Origin of the sequence: Agrobacterium sp. BT-220-3, assembly GCF_025910175.1 — a bacterium.
Lineage (GTDB): Bacteria > Pseudomonadota > Alphaproteobacteria > Rhizobiales > Rhizobiaceae > Agrobacterium > Agrobacterium oryzihabitans.
Map to the genome: position 1 here is coordinate 684,959 of NZ_JAPAIX010000002.1, position 17,424 is coordinate 702,382.

At 60.4% G+C, this 17,424-nt stretch carries 19 protein-coding genes; 5 read left to right on the forward strand and 14 right to left on the reverse strand.

Annotated elements, in window-relative coordinates; all coding sequences use genetic code 11:
* The first annotated feature begins 228 nt into the window (after window positions 1–228).
* Window positions 229–843 carry a TetR/AcrR family transcriptional regulator gene (locus OK142_RS09690; RefSeq protein ID WP_313607598.1) on the forward strand — a complete coding sequence of 205 codons (615 nt, stop codon included), beginning with the start codon at window positions 229–231 and terminating at the stop codon, window positions 841–843.
* Between the two features lie 200 nt (window positions 844–1,043).
* Here the strand turns inward: OK142_RS09690 and OK142_RS09695 are convergent, their stop codons facing one another.
* The 13 genes from OK142_RS09695 to OK142_RS09755 form a co-directional block, all read right to left on the reverse strand.
* Window positions 1,044–1,406: a hypothetical protein gene (locus OK142_RS09695; protein ID WP_003497769.1), complete on the reverse strand. Its 363-nt coding sequence runs from the start codon at window positions 1,404–1,406 to the stop codon at window positions 1,044–1,046.
* Window positions 1,407–1,699: 293 nt separating this feature from the next.
* Window positions 1,700–2,629 carry an electron transfer flavoprotein subunit alpha/FixB family protein gene (locus OK142_RS09700; RefSeq protein ID WP_498682393.1) on the reverse strand — a complete coding sequence of 310 codons (930 nt, stop codon included), beginning with the start codon at window positions 2,627–2,629 and terminating at the stop codon, window positions 1,700–1,702.
* Between the two features lie 25 nt (window positions 2,630–2,654).
* Window positions 2,655–3,401, reverse strand: coding sequence for an electron transfer flavoprotein subunit beta/FixA family protein (locus tag OK142_RS09705; RefSeq protein ID WP_216333080.1), 747 nt, complete (start codon window positions 3,399–3,401; stop codon window positions 2,655–2,657).
* 37 nt (window positions 3,402–3,438) lie between these two features.
* The gene (locus tag OK142_RS09710) at window positions 3,439–4,203 is read right to left on the reverse strand and encodes an amino acid ABC transporter ATP-binding protein (protein ID WP_082185310.1); all 765 of its coding nucleotides are present in this window, start codon (window positions 4,201–4,203) and stop codon (window positions 3,439–3,441) included.
* 20 nt (window positions 4,204–4,223) lie between these two features.
* Window positions 4,224–4,922, reverse strand: a complete 699-nt coding sequence (locus tag OK142_RS09715) for an amino acid ABC transporter permease (RefSeq protein ID WP_003497781.1) — start codon at window positions 4,920–4,922, stop codon at window positions 4,224–4,226.
* Between the two features lie 31 nt (window positions 4,923–4,953).
* Window positions 4,954–5,790, reverse strand: coding sequence for an ABC transporter substrate-binding protein (locus OK142_RS09720; protein WP_313611181.1), 837 nt, complete (start codon window positions 5,788–5,790; stop codon window positions 4,954–4,956).
* Window positions 5,791–5,912: 122 nt separating this feature from the next.
* Window positions 5,913–6,206 carry a DUF4286 family protein gene (locus OK142_RS09725; RefSeq protein WP_035243260.1) on the reverse strand — a complete coding sequence of 98 codons (294 nt, stop codon included), beginning with the start codon at window positions 6,204–6,206 and terminating at the stop codon, window positions 5,913–5,915.
* 10 nt (window positions 6,207–6,216) lie between these two features.
* A complete protein-coding gene (locus OK142_RS09730) occupies window positions 6,217–7,158 on the reverse strand; it encodes a dihydrodipicolinate synthase family protein (protein WP_082185307.1) in 942 nt (313 codons plus the stop codon).
* Between the two features lie 8 nt (window positions 7,159–7,166).
* Window positions 7,167–7,604, reverse strand: coding sequence for a MaoC family dehydratase (locus OK142_RS09735; RefSeq protein WP_003497786.1), 438 nt, complete (start codon window positions 7,602–7,604; stop codon window positions 7,167–7,169).
* Between the two features lie 4 nt (window positions 7,605–7,608).
* The gene (locus OK142_RS09740) at window positions 7,609–8,022 is read right to left on the reverse strand and encodes a MaoC/PaaZ C-terminal domain-containing protein (protein WP_498682398.1); all 414 of its coding nucleotides are present in this window, start codon (window positions 8,020–8,022) and stop codon (window positions 7,609–7,611) included.
* 12 nt (window positions 8,023–8,034) lie between these two features.
* Window positions 8,035–9,198: an acyl-CoA dehydrogenase family protein gene (locus tag OK142_RS09745; protein ID WP_082185306.1), complete on the reverse strand. Its 1,164-nt coding sequence runs from the start codon at window positions 9,196–9,198 to the stop codon at window positions 8,035–8,037.
* Window positions 9,199–9,235: 37 nt separating this feature from the next.
* Complete coding sequence (locus OK142_RS09750) at window positions 9,236–10,444, reverse strand: CaiB/BaiF CoA transferase family protein (RefSeq protein ID WP_498682400.1); 1,209 nt, start codon at window positions 10,442–10,444, stop codon at window positions 9,236–9,238.
* On the reverse strand, window positions 10,444–11,631 hold the full coding sequence (locus tag OK142_RS09755) for a CaiB/BaiF CoA transferase family protein (RefSeq protein WP_498682401.1): 1,188 nt from the start codon (window positions 11,629–11,631) through the stop codon (window positions 10,444–10,446). The genes OK142_RS09750 and OK142_RS09755 overlap by 1 nt, the downstream gene beginning before the upstream one ends.
* 201 nt (window positions 11,632–11,832) lie before the next feature.
* Here OK142_RS09755 and OK142_RS09760 point away from each other — a divergent pair, with 201 nt between their 5' ends.
* Complete coding sequence (locus OK142_RS09760) at window positions 11,833–12,744, forward strand: LysR family transcriptional regulator (RefSeq protein WP_498682403.1); 912 nt, start codon at window positions 11,833–11,835, stop codon at window positions 12,742–12,744.
* Window positions 12,745–13,173: 429 nt separating this feature from the next.
* On the opposite strand, the gene OK142_RS09765 is transcribed toward OK142_RS09760, so the two are convergent.
* Window positions 13,174–14,787 carry an AAA family ATPase gene (locus OK142_RS09765; protein ID WP_498682405.1) on the reverse strand — a complete coding sequence of 538 codons (1,614 nt, stop codon included), beginning with the start codon at window positions 14,785–14,787 and terminating at the stop codon, window positions 13,174–13,176.
* Between OK142_RS09765 and OK142_RS09770 the strand changes: the two genes are divergently transcribed.
* The 3 genes from OK142_RS09770 (at window position 14,781) to OK142_RS09780 (ending at window position 17,418) form a co-directional block, all read left to right on the forward strand.
* Entirely contained in the window at window positions 14,781–14,975 is a 195-nt protein-coding gene (locus OK142_RS09770; RefSeq protein WP_137394981.1) for a hypothetical protein, read from the forward strand. The two genes, OK142_RS09765 and OK142_RS09770, sit on opposite strands and share 7 nt — an antisense overlap.
* A gap of 27 nt (window positions 14,976–15,002) precedes the next feature.
* Window positions 15,003–16,760, forward strand: coding sequence for a hypothetical protein (locus OK142_RS09775; RefSeq protein WP_498682407.1), 1,758 nt, complete (start codon window positions 15,003–15,005; stop codon window positions 16,758–16,760).
* Window positions 16,761–16,983: 223 nt separating this feature from the next.
* Window positions 16,984–17,418 carry an Ig domain-containing protein gene (locus OK142_RS09780; RefSeq protein WP_498682408.1) on the forward strand — a complete coding sequence of 145 codons (435 nt, stop codon included), beginning with the start codon at window positions 16,984–16,986 and terminating at the stop codon, window positions 17,416–17,418.
* Window positions 17,419–17,424 lie beyond the last annotated feature (6 nt).

The window sequence follows — 17,424 nt, forward strand, 5'->3', positions numbered from 1 at the left end:
CTTTTCCGATATCGAAGCCGGGGTTCCCGAATGATCATTCCATAAGTCTGCCCGATGCGTCCCATCGGACGCATCGGGGATGTTTCGGCATACTGAACCACGCACCGGATGCTGCAAAAATCGATTCCGGTTTTTGCGCCGGTGTTATAGGCAGACCACCTGTCATTTCCGCCGATTGCGACGGACAAAAGGGCACGCGCTTAAAAGAATACGTAGGGATCCGGGGTTATGGCCAAAGCAAAACTGACACGTGCTGAGCAGAAGATACAACGTCCGTTGCAAATTCTCGACGCCGCATTTGAGGAATTCACCAAAAGGGGATTTACCGCGACGCGGGTTGAGGACATCGCCGAGCGGGTGGGGGTCACAAAAGGCACGGTCTACGTCTATTTCGAGACCAAGGAGGCACTTTTCGAGGCGATGATCCGACACGCCTCCGCGCCTTTTCAGGCGGCGTTCAAAGCCTATGAACGCAACTCCAACGATCCCGCCGAAGAGCTTCGGCTGCTGCTCGAATTCCTTTTCGATACCCTTGTCGACAATAGAAGGATGCGGGAACTGTTCCGCCTCATCGTGGCCGAAGGCGCAAAATTCCCCGATCTCATCGACCAGCACCATGACGTGTTCATCGCACCGATATTCGCGCGCATCAATGGGATCCTTGAGGATGGCGTGGCAAAAAAGCGGTTCAGGGCCAATCCCCCGGAACTCGCCAAGGTCGTCATGTCGCCAATGGTCGGAACATTGGTGTTCCGGCTGATTTTCGACGACCGGCGCATTCTGGACCGACAGGCCGTTTTGAAGGTCCATCTCGAACTGATCATGCGCGGGCTGCTGGCATAGCCAATATCAGCCGACGCAGCCAATGAAGACACCGCGCCGGCGCACCGTGTTTGCCAGCATCCTTGGAGTTGCTGAATTGTCGCCATAGGGTTCCGAAGCAGTGCCACGACTCACCCCGGCACCGCAAATTTCGCATTGCCACGACCTACGGCTTTCGAAGCCACTCCATCAATCACTGTCGAGAGCCGCCTCTACGGACTTCAGGCTTCGACAGGCTCGCGAACATCATCCAGGAGAAAATGCACAATCACATAGCGTGTCGTGTATTTCTGACCGCTATCGGACATGCTCTCGACGCTACCGCCGTCGGAGGGGTGCCATTGCTGGTAATGAGGATTGTTGGCGATCAGCGTGATCGCCTTGCCCGAAAACCTGCCGTTCAGCCGATACCGGGCCTCAGCCAGATGCCAGATCTTCTCAAAATCCTGCTGGGTGATACGGGCTTTCAAGGCCTTTCTGGAGATTGCTTCTCCTGGCGAATTATCGTCGTGCGCCACCGGTGGAATACGCAGATCAACCTCTTCCGCACCGTCCAGCAGAAAGGCAAATTCGTCTGGCCACATCCGTCTCATGTATCGCTCCTCCCAAAGCTATCCATCCACTGCACAACCATGATAGCGCCTCTGCCGCGAGAGGCAATGGTGGATATGAACCTGCGCCTGCACCGGGAAGCCGGGAGAGAGCAAGTGAGCGAAGTTATGCCGGGAGTGTGGTCCGCGCCAATTTTCGCGCTTTCATCTAAGATCGAAAGTTCAGCAAATCACGGGAAAAGTTAGCGACGACTTGCTGATGAACACAACATCGGATTCCATACTTTCGCATTCGGAGAACGCGGCCAACATAGCCATACCTCTCGTCACAGCGCCTTTTCGAGTTCCGGCAGCGCCACGAACAGATCTGCGACGAGGCCGTAATCGGCAACCTGGAAGATCGGCGCTTCCTCGTCCTTGTTGATTGCAACGATGACTTTCGAATCCTTCATGCCGGCCAGATGCTGGATGGCGCCGGAGATGCCGGCGGCGATGTAAAGCTGCGGCGCGACCACCTTGCCGGTCTGGCCAACCTGCCAGTCGTTCGGAGCATAACCCGCATCGACCGCAGCGCGCGATGCGCCAACGGCTGCACCGAGCTTGTCGGCGACCGGAAGGATCACTTCCGTGAACTTCTCCGAGGAGCCAAGCGCGCGACCGCCCGAGATGATGATCTTGGCCGATGTCAGTTCCGGACGGTCGGAAGAGGCGAGCGCGTCGGACACGAAGCTGGACAGGCCGGGGTTCTCGGCAGCGCCAATCGTTTCGACCGGAGCCGAGCCGCCTTCAGCGGCCGCCGCAAAGGCGGTGGGGCGCACGGTGATCACCTTCTTCGCATCGGTCGCCTGTACCGTCTGGATGGCGTTGCCGGCATAGATCGGGCGCTTGAACGTGTCGGGCGAAACGACCTCGATGATTTCCGAGACCTGCGCCACATCGAGAAGGGCCGCCACACGCGGGGCAACGTTCTTGGCCGACGCGGTCGCCGGCGCGATGATGACGTCGTAGGAGGGGCTGAGCGAAACGATCAGCGCCGCCAGCGGCTCGGCGAGCGCATTGGCATAGGACGCGTCATCGGCCAGCAGCACTTTCGATACGCCGGAGAGTTTTGCGGCTGCATCGGCAGCGCCCTTTGCACCGGAACCGGCGACCAGAACATGCACGTCGGAGCCGATCTGCGTTGCCGCCGTCAGCGTCTTTGCCGTCAGGTCGGAAAGGGTTGCGTTGTCGTGTTCTGCCAGAAGAAGAATGGCCATGAGAATATCTCCCTTTTCCGAAACCTTAGAGGACGCCGTCGGCTTTGAGCTTTTCGACCAGCTCGGCAACCGAGCCGACCTTGATGCCCGCCTTGCGGCCTGCCGGCTCCTCGGTCTTCAACACCTTCAGGCGCGGCGAAACATCGACGCCGAAATCGGCCGGAGCCTTCTTGTCGAGCGGCTTCTTCTTCGCCTTCATGATGTTCGGCAGCGAGGCATAACGCGGCTCATTGAGACGAAGGTCGGTGGTGACGACGGCGGGAAGCTTCAGCTCCACCGTCTGCAGGCCGCCATCGACTTCACGCGTCACCGCAACCTTGCCGTCGGAAGGCTCGACCTTGGAGGCGAAGGTGCCCTGGCCCCAGCCCAGCAGCGCCGCCAGCATCTGGCCGGTCTGGTTCGAATCGTCGTCGATCGCCTGCTTGCCGACGATGACGAGGCCGGGCTGTTCGGCCTCCGCCACGCCCTTCAGCAGCTTGGCGACGGCCAGCGGCTCGACCGCTTCGTCGGTCTCGATCAGGATGGCGCGGTCGGCGCCCATGGCGAGCGCGGTGCGCAGCGTTTCTTCCGCCTTGGCCGGGCCGATCGACACGACCACGACTTCTTCGGCCTTGCCTTGCTCCTTCAGGCGAAGCGCCTCTTCCACCGAGATTTCGTCGAACGGGTTCATCGACATCTTCACATTGGCGAGCTCAACGCCTGAACCATCCGCCTTCACGCGGATCTTGACGTTGTAATCAACAACTCGTTTGACGGGGACAAGGATCTTCATGGGATGCCTCTCGGAATGGATTTAGAAAACGAATGGATCAGTGAATGATCTGGTCGAGGAAATAGCGGGCGCGCTCCGTCTGCGGCGCGGAGAAGAAGGCTTCGGGCACGCCCTGCTCGATGATTCGCCCCTTGTCCATGAAGATGATGCGGTCGGCCACCTCACGGGCAAAGCCCATCTCGTGGGTGACGCACAGCATCGTCATGCCGTCGGTCGCCAGTCCCTTCATCGTCTCGAGAACCTCCTTGACCATTTCCGGATCGAGCGCCGAGGTCGGTTCATCGAACAGCATGACCTTCGGTTTCATGCAGAGCGCCCGCGCAATCGCCACACGCTGCTGCTGGCCACCGGAGAGCTGAGCAGGAAACTTGCTGGCCTGTTCGGGGATGCGGACCTTTTCTAGAAAATGCATGGCACTGTCCGTCGCCTCCCTGCGCGACAGGCCAAGCGCCGACATGGGGGCCAGGAGGCAATTCTCAAGCACGGTCATGTGCGGAAACAGGTTGAAGCTCTGGAAAACCATCCCGGTTTCCCGCCGAACCATGTCGACGGACCTCGCATCGCGTTTCAGTTCGATGCCGTTGACGGCAATTCGCCCGTCATCGTGCTTTTCGACGTGGTTGATGCAGCGGATCAAGGTCGATTTGCCGGAACCGGAAGGGCCGCAGATCACGATCTTCTCGCCCTTCGCGACGGTGAGGTCGATGTCCGTTAGCGCCGTGAAATCGCCGAACCGTTTGTAGACGGCCTCGATGCGGACGGCGGAGGGCTCGGTGCGGATGTTGGTGTCGTTGGTGCTCATCTTTTATCCTGCTCGAAGGTTCAATGCTGCACGGTGGCGGGTTTCGTCTCGCGGGCGACAGAACGTCCGAAATGACGTTCCAATCGCTGCTGGACGAGATCCCAGACCGACACCAGAATGAGGTAATAGACGGTCGCCGCGGCAAAAACCTCCAGGATCTGGAAGTGCTCCTGCATCAGCATGTCGCTTCGCCGCATGATCTCTTCTACGGAGATAACCGAGGTCAGCGACGTCGCCTTCAGCAGCGAGTTCACGGAGTTTCCGAAAGGCGGGATCATCAGGCGAAAGGCCTGCGGCAGGGTCACACGCCAGAAGATCGTCGCCTTTGGAATACTGAGCGCCCAGGCAGCCTCACGCTGCCCCTGCGGCACCGCCATGAAGCCGCTGCGGATGATCTCAGCGAGATAAGCCGCCTCATGCAGGATGAGCCCGATCAGCGCCGAACCGATGACGCCGAACTTCAGGCCCAGTTGCGGAAGGCCGGTATAAATGACGACGAGCTGGATCAGCAGCGGAGTTCCGCGAAAGAACCAGATATAGATCTTCGCGGGAATGGAAAGAGAGCGGCTGGCGGACATGCGCATCAGCGCGATGACCATGCCGAGGACAAGGCCGCCAAGCACGCCAGCGACGGTCAGCCCGATCGTGACGAGAACACCGCCAAGCAGAAATCGGTTGAAGAGGTAGTCCACGAACGCGGCGGGATCGAAGTAGCTCACGGCTTGGCTCCTTGTCTGGATGCATCGAGGTTCAGGCTGGACCCGGGCCGGCGATCTCAAGCGGCTGCTCGGGCGGGAGCGCGGTCAGGCCGAACTTGTCGAAGAGCGCCTGATAGGTGCCATCAGCACGCATCTCGTTCAGCCCCTTGACGATGGCATCGGCGACCGCCTTGTTACGGAAGGCAAGCGTGGTGCGCGCTGCACCGAGCCCAGTCAGGGCCTCCTTGACCTTACCTTTGCCGACAAGGTCGCGGGCGACGCTGTCGACGAGGAAGGCATTGTCGACCTGTCCGGCCAGCAGGGCGCTGACGACATTGGTGGCTGTCGGGAAGGTGCGGATGTCCACCGCCTTACCGCCGGCGGCGGCCCGCTCCTCGCTGAACTTCTTCAACCAGTTCATCTGGTAGGAACTGACCTCAACCGCCGATACCTTACCCAGCAACTCTTCCGGCTTGGAATAGGTCGTGCCGCTATTGGGTGCAACGACGACGGAGACGGACTGGCGGCCGTAGGGAACGGTGTACATGAGCTTGGACCGCTCCTCGTTCCAGAACATGCCGGTGTTCAGCCCATCAATACGGCCGGCATTCATGGCCGGGATCATTCCCGGAAAATCCATGCGGACGAGCTCGATCGGCATGCAGATCCGCTTGCCAAGCTCGGCGGCCAGCTCGACGTTCAGCCCCCGCAGATTGCCGTCCTTGTCGACGAATTGCTGTGGTGGGTTGGTCGGGTTGATGGAGAGAAGCAGTTTGCCTTTCTCGACGAGATTGTCGTCGCTGATGGCCGGCATACATTGGGCGCTGGCGACGGCAGGTGATAGGAGAAGCGCCGCTACGGCGGTCGCCTTCAGGAATCGTGAAAACATGTTCTTACCTCTGAAGTTTTGTTGACCGGATTTCTCGTGGTCTTTTTTTATTTGGACGTCCGCCGGACCGGCTAATCGTCGGACGTCAGTATCATAGCGCGTCAGCAATATGGGCGCATATCTCAGCCAATCGAGCGGAGCTGGATGCGGGTGAAATTGCGGACGTGAAGTTCGAACGGGCCGAAGCCTTTTACCTTCTGGAATTCAGGTGTTTCAAAGGCCCATTGCCCAGCCACCTCGTACATGGCCGCGTATTTGGGGCCCTCGCCGAGGGAAATGAAGCGCCTGGCCGAAAGCCAGCCGGGACAAGCAAGGAGGTCGGGGAAATGCCGGTCAAGATACCAGGCGTTGAAGGCTTCCTCATGCTCGGGATCGATGTCAACCCGCACGATATGAATGAAAGGTTCGTCGTCCATCTCCGCCTCCTCAATCGACCCGGACATCGCCGGCACACCGGGCCGCATCCATCGCCCGGGCGATATCGGCCGCGATCCCGGGCAGCGTCGGCATCATCGGCGATCGGGGTGCATCGTTGCGGATCACGCCCAGCGACTTCAGGCCGGTTTTTATGCGCGTGTGCATGTCGATCAGCGGAGACGGCCCGTAGATCGCGCGGACGATCGGATAGAGCCGGTCGTTAACAGCTCGCATCGCCCTAAGGTCGGCCGCCACCGTCGCGGCCCACAGTTCTGCAAAGAGATGCGGCGCAAGGCTGCCAAGACCGGACAGGATGCCATCAGCACCGGCCGCCATCTGCGGCAGCATCCAATTGTAGTTCGAAGCCAGGATTGCGACGCTGGGCGCCGATTTCTTGATGGCGCGCCAGTTTTCGTCATAGGCAAACATGGTGTCGCTGCCTTCCTTGATTGCGATCACGCCGTCAATCGCGGCCAGTTCGCAAAGCGTCTCGGTCGAGTAACCGAAGCCTGATGTCACGGGGTACTGGAACAGCGACACCGGAATATCGATCGCTTCGACGATTGCCTTCACGTAGGCCACGGGTGCGCGCGGGGACGCCGATGCGCCGCCACCGAGTGGCCCCGGTGGAAACAGCACGGCGCAGTCGGCGCCGGCTTCCCGCGCCTGCCGCGCTTCCGCGATCGCCTCCGTCGTCGAAGTCGCGATCACGCCGGCGAGCAGCGGCTTGTTTCCGATATGCGCGCGGGTGCGTTCGATGACCTGGCGGCGCTCCTCGATGGTGAGAAGCCCGCCTTCGCCCGCATGGCCGTTGACCAGTGCCGCAGTGATACCGTCCGGGCCGACGCAATAGTCGAGCACCTTCGCATAGTCATCCCAGTCGATGGAGAAATCCTCCTTGTAGGGAAGCACGGTGGCGACGGTAATGCCGCCGAGATCAAGCTTTTTCATAGCGCTCCTCATGCCGCAGCCGGCTTCTTGCGCGGGAATTTGAGCGTGGCTTCCGCCTTCAGCACTTCAAGGCCGTCGGTGTTGCGCGCACTCGCCTGCCAGATGATGGTTCGGTTTTCCTCGCGCTTCTCGGCGATCCAGACATCGAAAGTGATGGTATCGCCATAGAAGACCGGTCCGGTGAACCAGAAGCGGTCCTCGATGGACACGCCGATCGTGCCAACGAGCTCGCTGGTGAGAACACTCGTGCAAAGCCCCGCCACCATGATGCCCGGCGCAAGCCGCTTGCCGAAACGGGTCGCACCGGCATAGACCTCGTCCACATGCACGGGGCCGAAATCCCCCGTTGCCGCGATATAGAGGGCGCCGTCGGCCTCGGTGATCGTCTTGGAGAGCGTGACCTTCTCTCCCACGCTGAGGTCATCGAAGGATTTTGGATCGTACATCGCATCACCCCTTGCTGGCGAAAGGCACGAGGCGCGCCGTGCCGGTCGCGACCTGTTCACCTGTGCCGGTATTGGTGCAGGCGATACGGCAGGTGGTCGCCTCGCCTTCAAGGGCGGTCACCTCGGCACTGGCCTCAACGGATTCGCCCACCATGACCGGGGCAGAAAAAGAGAGCGCAAGATCGGCGATGCGCCGCTCAGGCCCGCCTAGACGCGCAAGGCAGGTGGTGGTGAGCGCGCCGACGGCCAACTCGAAGGCAACCATGCCGGACGCACCGGCCTTGGCGGCGGCATAGGCATCCACGTAAAGCGGGCCGAGATTGCCGCTGATGCCGGTGAACATCGCCTGTTCGGCGACCGTCATCGTCTTGCGGAAGGAGAAGGTCGCGCCGACCGTAAGGGGAGTTTGCGTGCTCATGAAATGTCTTCCTTAGAGATTGAGGCCGTTCTTGATGGTGCTGCGGGCAATCAGCATTCGGTGGATTTCCGAGGTGCCGTCATAGATGCGTGTGACGCGCGCATCGCGATACATGCGCTCCAGCGGCATCTCCTTGGTGAAGCCCATGCCGCCGAAGACCTGGATCGCGCGGTCGACGACGCGGCCCTGCATTTCGGAGGCAGCGACCTTGATCATCGAGACCTTGTCGCGCGGCTCCAGACCCTGGTCGATCTCCCAGGCAGCATTGAGAACCATCATCTTGACAGCGAAGATCTCGATGGCGCTATCGGCAATGAGTTTCTGCACCATCTGGAAGTCGCCGATGGCCTGGCCGAATTGTCGGCGCTCACCCGCGTAGCGCCGCATCAGTTCCAGCGCGCGGCTGGCCATGCCGACGGCGCGGGCACCAATATGGGCAAGGCGGATTTCCAGCACGCTCTGCATGATCAGCTTGAAACCCGCACCGATCTCGCCGAGCACGGCGGAGGCCGGGATACGGCAATTGTCGAAGACAAGTTCCGCATGACCGTAACCGCGATGGCCCATCATCGGCTGGGTGCGGGCGACGCTGAACCCCGGCGTGCCCTTGTCGACGAGGAACAGCGTGATGCCGCCGCGGGCGCGTTTTTCTCTGTCCGTCAGGGCCATGACGATAACATAGTCTGCGATATCGCCATCGCTGATGAAGTGCTTGGTGCCCTTCAGCACCCATTCGTCACCGTCGCGTTCGGCCGTCGTGGTGATCGAGGCAGCATCGGAACCGGCGCCCGGCTCGGTTATGGCCATGGCGCAAATCTTCTCGCCTCGCACCGTCGGCAGCAGATACTTTTCCCTCTGCTCGTCCTTGCAGGCGAGCAACATGGGATAAACCTGTCCGAAAACTCGGCGAATGAGCGCGTCGGCGGTCTTGCCGAACTCCTCTTCGACGAGGCAGTGATCGACGCAGGAAAGGCCGCCGCCGCCGACTGATTCCGGCATGTTCATGGCATAGAGGCCCAGTTCCTGCGCCTTTGCCCTGACGCGCTTCAGCTCTTCCGGCGGAATGCGGGCGTCACGTTCCGTCGCCTCCTCCAGCGGTTGAACCTCCGCTTCAACGAACTTGCGGACAGTCTCAACCAGCAGCCGGCTGTCATCCGGCAGTGAAAAATCTATCATCTCTGTCTTCCAATCGGCCCGAAGGCGTTGTCTCAGATCATCGCCGGCCTGCCTGCGGCAGCCCGACCACACCCTTTTCGACGAGGTCCGCCTGCCTATCGGCGGACAAACCCATTTCCGTCATGATCTCACGGCTGTCGCTGCCCGGATAAAGTGGCATGCGCGCAAGCGCCGGCACTTCGCCATCGTAGCGCAGCGGATGGCTGATCAACGTTGCGGACTTGCCGTTGACGTCGATTTCGCTGAACACGCCCATATGGTTGGCCTGTGGATCAGCTCTCAGGTCCTCATAGGTCTGGACCCGCTCGAACCAGATGCCGTGGGCATCAAACCGGGCACTCAGCTCTGCAAAGCTGCGGCTCGCCAACACGCCGGCCATGACAGTCGCGTAGCGGTCGCGTTCGGCATATCGGTCGACCGCGCTGAGCGCGCGCAGGTCTTCACTGTCTAGCGCCTCCGCCAATTTCACCGCATCGTTCATCGACAGCACGATGTGGGTATCGGACAAGCGATAGAGCCCGTAGGGCGCGTCGTGATACCAGCTACCGACATTGCGTCCACGTTCGAGAAGTGCTTCCCGGTCGGGTGCCGCATAATATTTGGTCAGGGCCTCCACCTGGAGATCGATCGCCGCCGAGAAAAGACTGGATTCCACACGCGTCCCCTTACCCGTTTGCAGCCGGCGGACATAAGCGGCGAGAATGCCCATCGCCAGCAGCGATCCACCATGCTGATCAACGATGGCGGCACCGACCACGGCCGGTCCCTCCTCACCGCCGCCGGTAGCGGCGATGAGGCCGGAGCGCGCCTGCATCAGCAAATCCTGTCCGGGGCGGCCGGAGGCCGGGCCGGTCGCGCCGAGGCCCGAGGCGGAGGCATAGATGATCGCCGGATTGATCGCGCGCACGGCTTCGTAGCCGAGGCCGAGCCGGTCGAGCACGCCGGGACGGTAATTCTCCACCACGACATCGGCCTCGGCGATCAGTGAACGCACAAGGGTCAGTCCCTCCTCTGATTTGAGGTCGATGGAAATGGAGCGCTTGTTACGATTGACGGCCAGCGAGAAGGCACTGACATCCGTGACCCAGGAATTGCCGCCGGACCAATGGCGCTCGAAGGCTCCCTTGAGTGGTTCGATCTTGATGACATCCGCCCCCATATCCGCAAGGTACTGGCTGCATGCCGGCCCTTGCAGGTAGTGACAGAAGCTGATGACCTTCATGCGGATGTCGGGGGAGCCTGCCATCAGCGCGCTCCGAAAGCGCCGTTGGCGACGAGGGCGGCGATCTCGCCGTCCGCATAGCCGGCTTCTGCAAGAATGTCGCGCGTCTGCGCGCCGAGTTGCTGCGGCACAAGCCGCACATCGGGCGCCTTTCCATCGTAGCGCGCCGGGTGCATGACCATGGTCACCGGCTCACCGTAAGCACCCTCGACCGTCTTGAACGCACCCATATGGGCGAGTTGCGGATCGTTCCGGAGGTCTTCGTAATCCTGGACAGGCGCATGCCATATCTGGCCCGCCTCCAGAGGCGGGAGCCAGTCGGCGGTTTCCCTCTCCGCCAGCCGGTCCGCGACCAGCCGGGTGATTTCCTCGCGGCGTGCGAAACTATCCTCTTCGGTGAAATCGTTAAGGGCCGGGATATTAAGTGCCGACGCCAGCGCCTTCGGCGCGGCCATCGAAATCGCCAGATAACCATCCATCGTCGCATGGATGCCGTAAGGGCCAGGGCTGAACCAGGAGGCGATACCGGCCGGGCCGCGGGGAGTGGGCGAGGACGCACCGTTCAGCCAGGCCGTCAGCGGCTCGACCTGCAGGTCAATCGCTGCCTGAAACAGATTGACCTCGACCAGCCGCCCTTCGCCGGTGTTCGCTTTGGCAAAAAGCGCTGCGAGCACTGCCATGGCATAGAGGGATGCAGCATGCTGATCGATGATGACCGCACCGACCGCGGTCGGTGCACCGTCGGCGCTCCCGGTGCGCGCGGCAAGACCGGACATTGCCTGCAGGAGAAGGTCCTGACCGGGGCGGTTGCGATAAGGGCCATCGCCTCCGAAACCGGTCGCCACCGCATAGATCAGCCCGGGATTGATCGCCTTCAGGACCTCGTAACCGAGGCCGAGTTTTTCCATCGTGCCGGGACGGAAATTCTCCATCACGACATCTGCCCCCTCGACCAGCTTCTTCACGGCCGCGACGCCGTCCGGGTGCTTCAGATTGACAGCGATGCTGCGTTTGTTGCGGCCGGTCGCGAGGTGGTTGACACTGTCGCCGCCGACGAAGCGGTTGGCGACCGCCCAGTTCCGCTGGAAAGCACCCTCGATAGGCTCAACCGCAATGACATCCGCACCGAGATCGGCAAGCGTCTGGGCGGCCAGCGGTCCCGCCAGGAAATGGTTGAAACTGAGGATTTTCACGCCGTTCAACAGGGTCATTATTGCCGCTCTCGGGATATGTTTCGCATCTGCACAAATCTAATGCACACACGAAATCTGCTTTTCTTATGAGCAAGAATAGAAGTAATTTTGAAGACCGCAATATGCGTATCAATTATTTGATAAAGGTAGTTCATAACTGATAGATATGAACTGGACTGATTTCCAAGCGCAAAACCAACTCGTCTTCAGAGGCACCCCTTGAACCTTCGTCAGCTTGAAATCCTGCGTGCCGTGATACGTACCCGCTCCACAATTGCTGCGGCGCAAGATCTCGGCATGTCGCAGCCGGCCGTATCGAACGCGATCAAGAACACCGAGGCCTCGCTCGGCTTCCTGCTGTTCGAGCGCGTCAACAAGCGCCTAATTCCGACCCAGGAGGCACAGATTCTGCTCTTGGAGGCCGAACCCCTGTTCCTGATGCAGGAGAAGGTCAACCAGACTGCCGTACACCTGAAAAACGGCCGCAAGGGCCGTATGCGCATTGTCGCGACGTCGGAACTTTCGGAATCCCTCCTGCCGCAGGTGGTCGCGCATTTCCTGCAAGACCATGCCGGGGTCGAGGTTTCGCTGGAAACACAACGGCTCGACAACCTGCTGGAATATGTGGAAACCGGCATCGCCGACATCGGCTTTGCCATGGAGCCGCATCCACGCCGCACGCTGGAATATCTGCCGCTTGCCATGCTGGACATGGTTTGCGCCTGCCACACGCACAGTCCGCTCAACGCCCTCGACTTCGTCACGCCCACCGACCTGGTCGGCTATCCGCTGATCAATGCACGCACAAGCAGTCGCATCAGCAATCTCGTTGAAGAAGCCTTCCGGCGAAGCGATGCGCCTTACACCCCAAGTATCGACGTCCGGTTCATGAACGTGGCTGGTCACTTCGTGGAGGAGGGCCTCGGGGTGACGATCATGGACGAACTGACAGCCTCGTCCCGGCGCTACAGCGACTTGAAAAGCATTCGACTGCAACCGCGGCTGCAGGTAACGATGTCTGCCATCGTTTCGTCACAACGGCTTCCGCAAAGCCTGACGAAGGGAATAATCAAGCATGCCCGCGAGGAAGTGAAACGGCGACTAGGGGCATCGGACCGACCGGCTCCATGAACGCTCTGGCAACTGCGCGATCTTGTTGGGGCCTTCGCCTAGCGCGACCTGGAAGTGCTCGGACATAAGATCGATGCCGACGTTCCCAGCCGGCGGATGCCTGCGTCTACCCAACCTTCAAGGTGTCTGGCCGCACTTTGTGAACGGACGGCTTGCGGGCTCTGCTGAAGTCGAGCGAACAACAGGCTTTTGGACGCGAAGCGCGTCATTGCCGAGAGAGATACCGACGCTCAATACCCCGCCTCGTCAAATATGCAACGTATCCGGTGCGGCTTTTACGTGGAAAAACGGTATGTGGCGGAGAGGGTGGGACTCTCTACCATGTCATCTGCAAGCTATTGATTTTTAGTAGATCAAATCGTCCTTCGGGTACATGTGTGGGTATTCTCCGCCTTACCTTTTGTCAACAATTCGATTAGCGCAACCGGATCATATCGCGTCAATGTCTGCCTTGAGCGTACTGAACAGGTTCTGCAGGGCCGCGAGTGCATCGCCGTCGTCCATCAGCAACTTCCTGACAGCGCTCTCATATTGCGATCTCCCCTGGAAGCCGAGATTCGTTGCGATACGGTCCAACGCGGGCGTCTCTCGGACAGGATAGCGTGCGATCACGTCCTGGAGATTGGAAGCATCGCAGGCTTCTGTAAGGCGCGTGACCTCTGCGGCCACGACGCTAGGAACATCTATGGTGACGGTCAGTGCTTCCGCTTGAGCGATATCTGCGCGCTTCGGAAGCTTGCTCATGAGGTCTTGGCGAATCGAGGTTTCGACTACCCGTTCGCTGAGCCGCTGGATGTGGGGCCGGATCGCAGCTACAGCAGCAACTCTCGCCTGCTCTAAAGCCTGGCCGGCATCGACGCCAGTGAGCCCCTGCTGCTTTGTTGCGAGACGCTGCATCACCTCGGTGTGATAATAGATCGATTCGACGGCGTAGACCGGAACGGCATAGACACCTTTGTCTTTAAGTTCGGCTATGTTTGCTGCGGGTCGGCGATCATTATCTACGATACCGAAAGCATGGAGCCAGTGAAGGTTCTGGGCATCCCGGATGCTCGCCACCGAATGCTCGACGTCACGACAACTAGCTTTCGCAATTACCGATACCTGTGGGAACAACAAACTGTAGAGCGGCTTATCCAGGCTCTGTTCAGTGCCCTCGACGAAGAGAAGTTTGCGGCGACTGCCTAGAACATCTTGTTTCAACTGCTCATCTATTTCAGTTTCAGTTGTTACAAGATCGGCGTCCCAGTTGACTACTTGAGAGTGTTGATACGTGCAGCCCCTTACGAGCAAGGTACGGGCCTCACGATTGTCCAGCGGGAGCATAACGTCGTGAGTGGATACAACGAATGCACAGTCATCTCGTCGCGAAAAGAGGATGCTCAGAAGAGGCGAGATAATGGACCGGTGAAGATGTCTCTCGGGCTCATCAATAAACAGAATGGTCTCCGGCTTCGCTGTGAGAACATTGGCGGCGATGAGGAGGGCATTCCGCTCGCCATCGGACAACTCCGCGATGCTGTACTGTGGTCCCCCGTTCCTACTGGCCATGACCTGTTCGGCCTCTCGAACACTAATCTCGATAGGTATGTTCGATAACTTCAGGAGTTCATTGATGACTTTTATTGGAGCGTCATGCTTAGAGAGTTGACGAGCCAGTTGAAAATTGTCGGCATCTACCGCATCTGCGATGCCCCTGGCGCGCACATTCTCGGCGTCGATTAAATCATAGATGGCCACACTTGCTCGCTGGGCCGAATAGCTATCCATCCAGCGCGATTGAGGGTTGGTATCTTCACTGAAGATACTGCTCTCTGTGTTTTTCTTTTGATATGCCGACATGGTCATCGCGTTTGATTGGAACCATGTCTGTCGGTGCGCAGATATGCGCCGGGCCCTTCCATGGTGAGCTGCATAGAAACGTTGGAGGAGGCTGGACTTGCCGGTCCCATTTGCACCCAAGATGAAAACCACCTCTCCAAAAGCAACGGTGAAGTTTAGAGGCTCTCCACCGGAGAGGGGGACACTAAGCGCGAATGACATTGCAGGTCTCCAGGCCGAATCAGGCTTTCAATCTAAAGGCGATGGCCACTGATACCTCGACCCAGGCGAATTCGGAAGAAGTTGACCTAAGCGCGCCGACGATCGAGCATGGAAAAACCGCCATCAACGGGCTCGCTACCCTCCGGCGGTTTTCACAGGTGTTCTCAAATGTTGAACGTGACCGTTGAAAATGTAAAGCCGCCGTTGACGGCGAAGTGAGCCGGGGGGTCTTAAACGACCCCTGCGACGCCGAGCCGAACTATGTCCGTCCAAGCAAAAATGTTGACGAAGCCCTGCGTGGTCTGGGCGAACTGGCCAATGCGGCTCTCCAATCGCTGGAGGCGTCAGTCGCGTTCCCGTCAAAGAAGACCCACGACGACGTGCTGCGCGCGAACACCGGCTGGGCTATGGACCCGGTCTCGTGGTCGCAGCGTCAAGCGGCGTCGGCGGAACTTGAACGACAGACGGCGCACATCGCCGATGCCTTGGCCGGGGCCGGCGTGAACGTCGTCCTCGACGGCGACGTGACGTTTATCGGGGCGGTCACGGGCGTGGTCGAACAGCAGCGCGTCTACCGTGCCTGCCGGTTCCTCCCGACCGTTGCCGCTCGTGATAGGCGACCGACAGTGAACGGGCTGAAGCTCTTCATAAGCGGACACAAGCATTCTAAGTACTTCAGATACGCGGTCATGACTTGCTCGGAGCCGGTCCGGTTCAGCCCGAACCTTCAGGGCGACATGCGCGGTGCGATCCAGGAACTGAACCGGCGCATTTCGAGGTGGGCGCACAACGCCCAGAAGAAGTACGGGGTGGAAGTCCTCTATCGGGGCATTGAGTTCACACGCGCCACGGCTGCGGAGCGCGATGCTGAGGCTCATGCTCGCGGCCAGCCGTCGAACCTGTCGGAGCGATACGGTGCGGCCACGGTGCTCTACCACGTCCACGCCAACGTACTCTACTGGCCGACGCGGGTGCTGAAGGAGAAGGGCAAGACTTGGGAAGACTTCCTTCGTTTCACACATGAGGCGACCGGCGCGTGGTGGAAGGACAACGGCAAAGTCGAGGCCGTGGAGGAACTGGTGAAGTACTGTTCCAAGCCGAACGACACGCTGAAGTCGACCGCCGACGAACTGGTGTGGCTGTACCATGCAACCCAGCGGCTCAAGCTCTGCCAGCCACTCGGCGAGTTCAAGGTCTGGATGAAGGCGCTTGAAGCAGCCGGCGAGAAGGTCGTGCGCGTCCATGTCGGGCGTGGCGACGGCCGGCTGATGCGCGTGAAGAAGCGGCAGAAGGCCGACAAGGATTCGAAAGACGGCGAAGCCGAGACGGATACGGCGGCCAGCGAGGACGACGACAAATCCGACGCCGCGACCGATGTCGAGAAGAAGGCGCCGCCGTCGAACATGCTGCTCGGCATGACGCTGCCGCAGTGGAGGCATTCGCCGTGGGCGGAGCCTCTGATCATGGTGCAGCGATACGATCCTTCGAAGTCCTTCGGCGAAGCTGGCGGCGACATCGAAGCGTGGAAGCGGGCCGCGCGCGAGATGTGGGACGAGAACTTCGGCCCGGAACCGGAAGAGGCGCTCCGTGTGGCCCAGATGGCTCGCGAGGCCGTCATGTCGTCCGACGATATACGCGAAGCGGCGGAAGCCGCGGAAGCTTATATAGTCCACACATGTAGGCCAACTGTCCCGGCACCCGGAAACGCCGACGAGGAAGTGCCGCCGGAAGAGCTCGACGACGATCTCCGGGAGGTCGTTTCGCTCTTCGACGGTGCCACGGTTGTCCGTCTAGCCCCGCGACCGACAGACGAAGACGACGAAATTCCGTTCGAAGCGCCCGACGTCGTGGCGCGATGGGCGAAGATGCGAGCAGACCTCGCCGCGAGCGAAGCCTGCTGGGCTGAGCGGCGGGCGTCTGCCGCTCATGCTCCGGGCCAGTCCTCGGAGCATGGTTGCCGCATCGCGGCGTGACGGCGGTTGCCCGACGTCACCAGGACATAACGTGATTTCACGTTATGTCTCGCCGTCCTGGAGGACGACGACAAGGCCCCGGCCAGGCGCCGCGCGAGCGCCCTCGGAGAGCGGACGCTTTGAGCACCCCGAAGGGGAGCGGAAAAGCATTAGTCCGTCTCTACAGGTTTGTTTCCGGCTCCGCCGGCGGTCACGATTCTTCCACCAACACCGGAGGAACATCATGCTGAACGTCAAAAACATCATCACGTCCGTCATCGTCGCGGCGCTGCTCGCGAATGCGGCGTCCGCCAGCGAGCGGTCCGTCGTATGGAGGTCGGCGTCGTCGGGTGTGCTGACGACGGCGGCGGTAACCGCCGAACCTCCGGCAACGCCACCTGTTGAGGTGCCCGTCGTGACCTACGGCGGTAACAGATACGCGTGGAGTGTCGGCGAGTCCGTGCTGCTGCTTCCCGACGTCGCGGGCGGTTCTGGCCGGTACGAATACGCGCTGGCAACCGCGACGCCGCTTCCTGCCGGTCTCTCATTCGACAGTGCGACGGGCATCTTCTCCGGGCGGCCCCGGACTGCCGGGCAATATCAATGGTCGATCCTCATCCGCGACATGGCGACCGGGGCCAGGACAACCACCGTAGCCGTCGCCTTCTTCGTGGAGTGAGCAGGC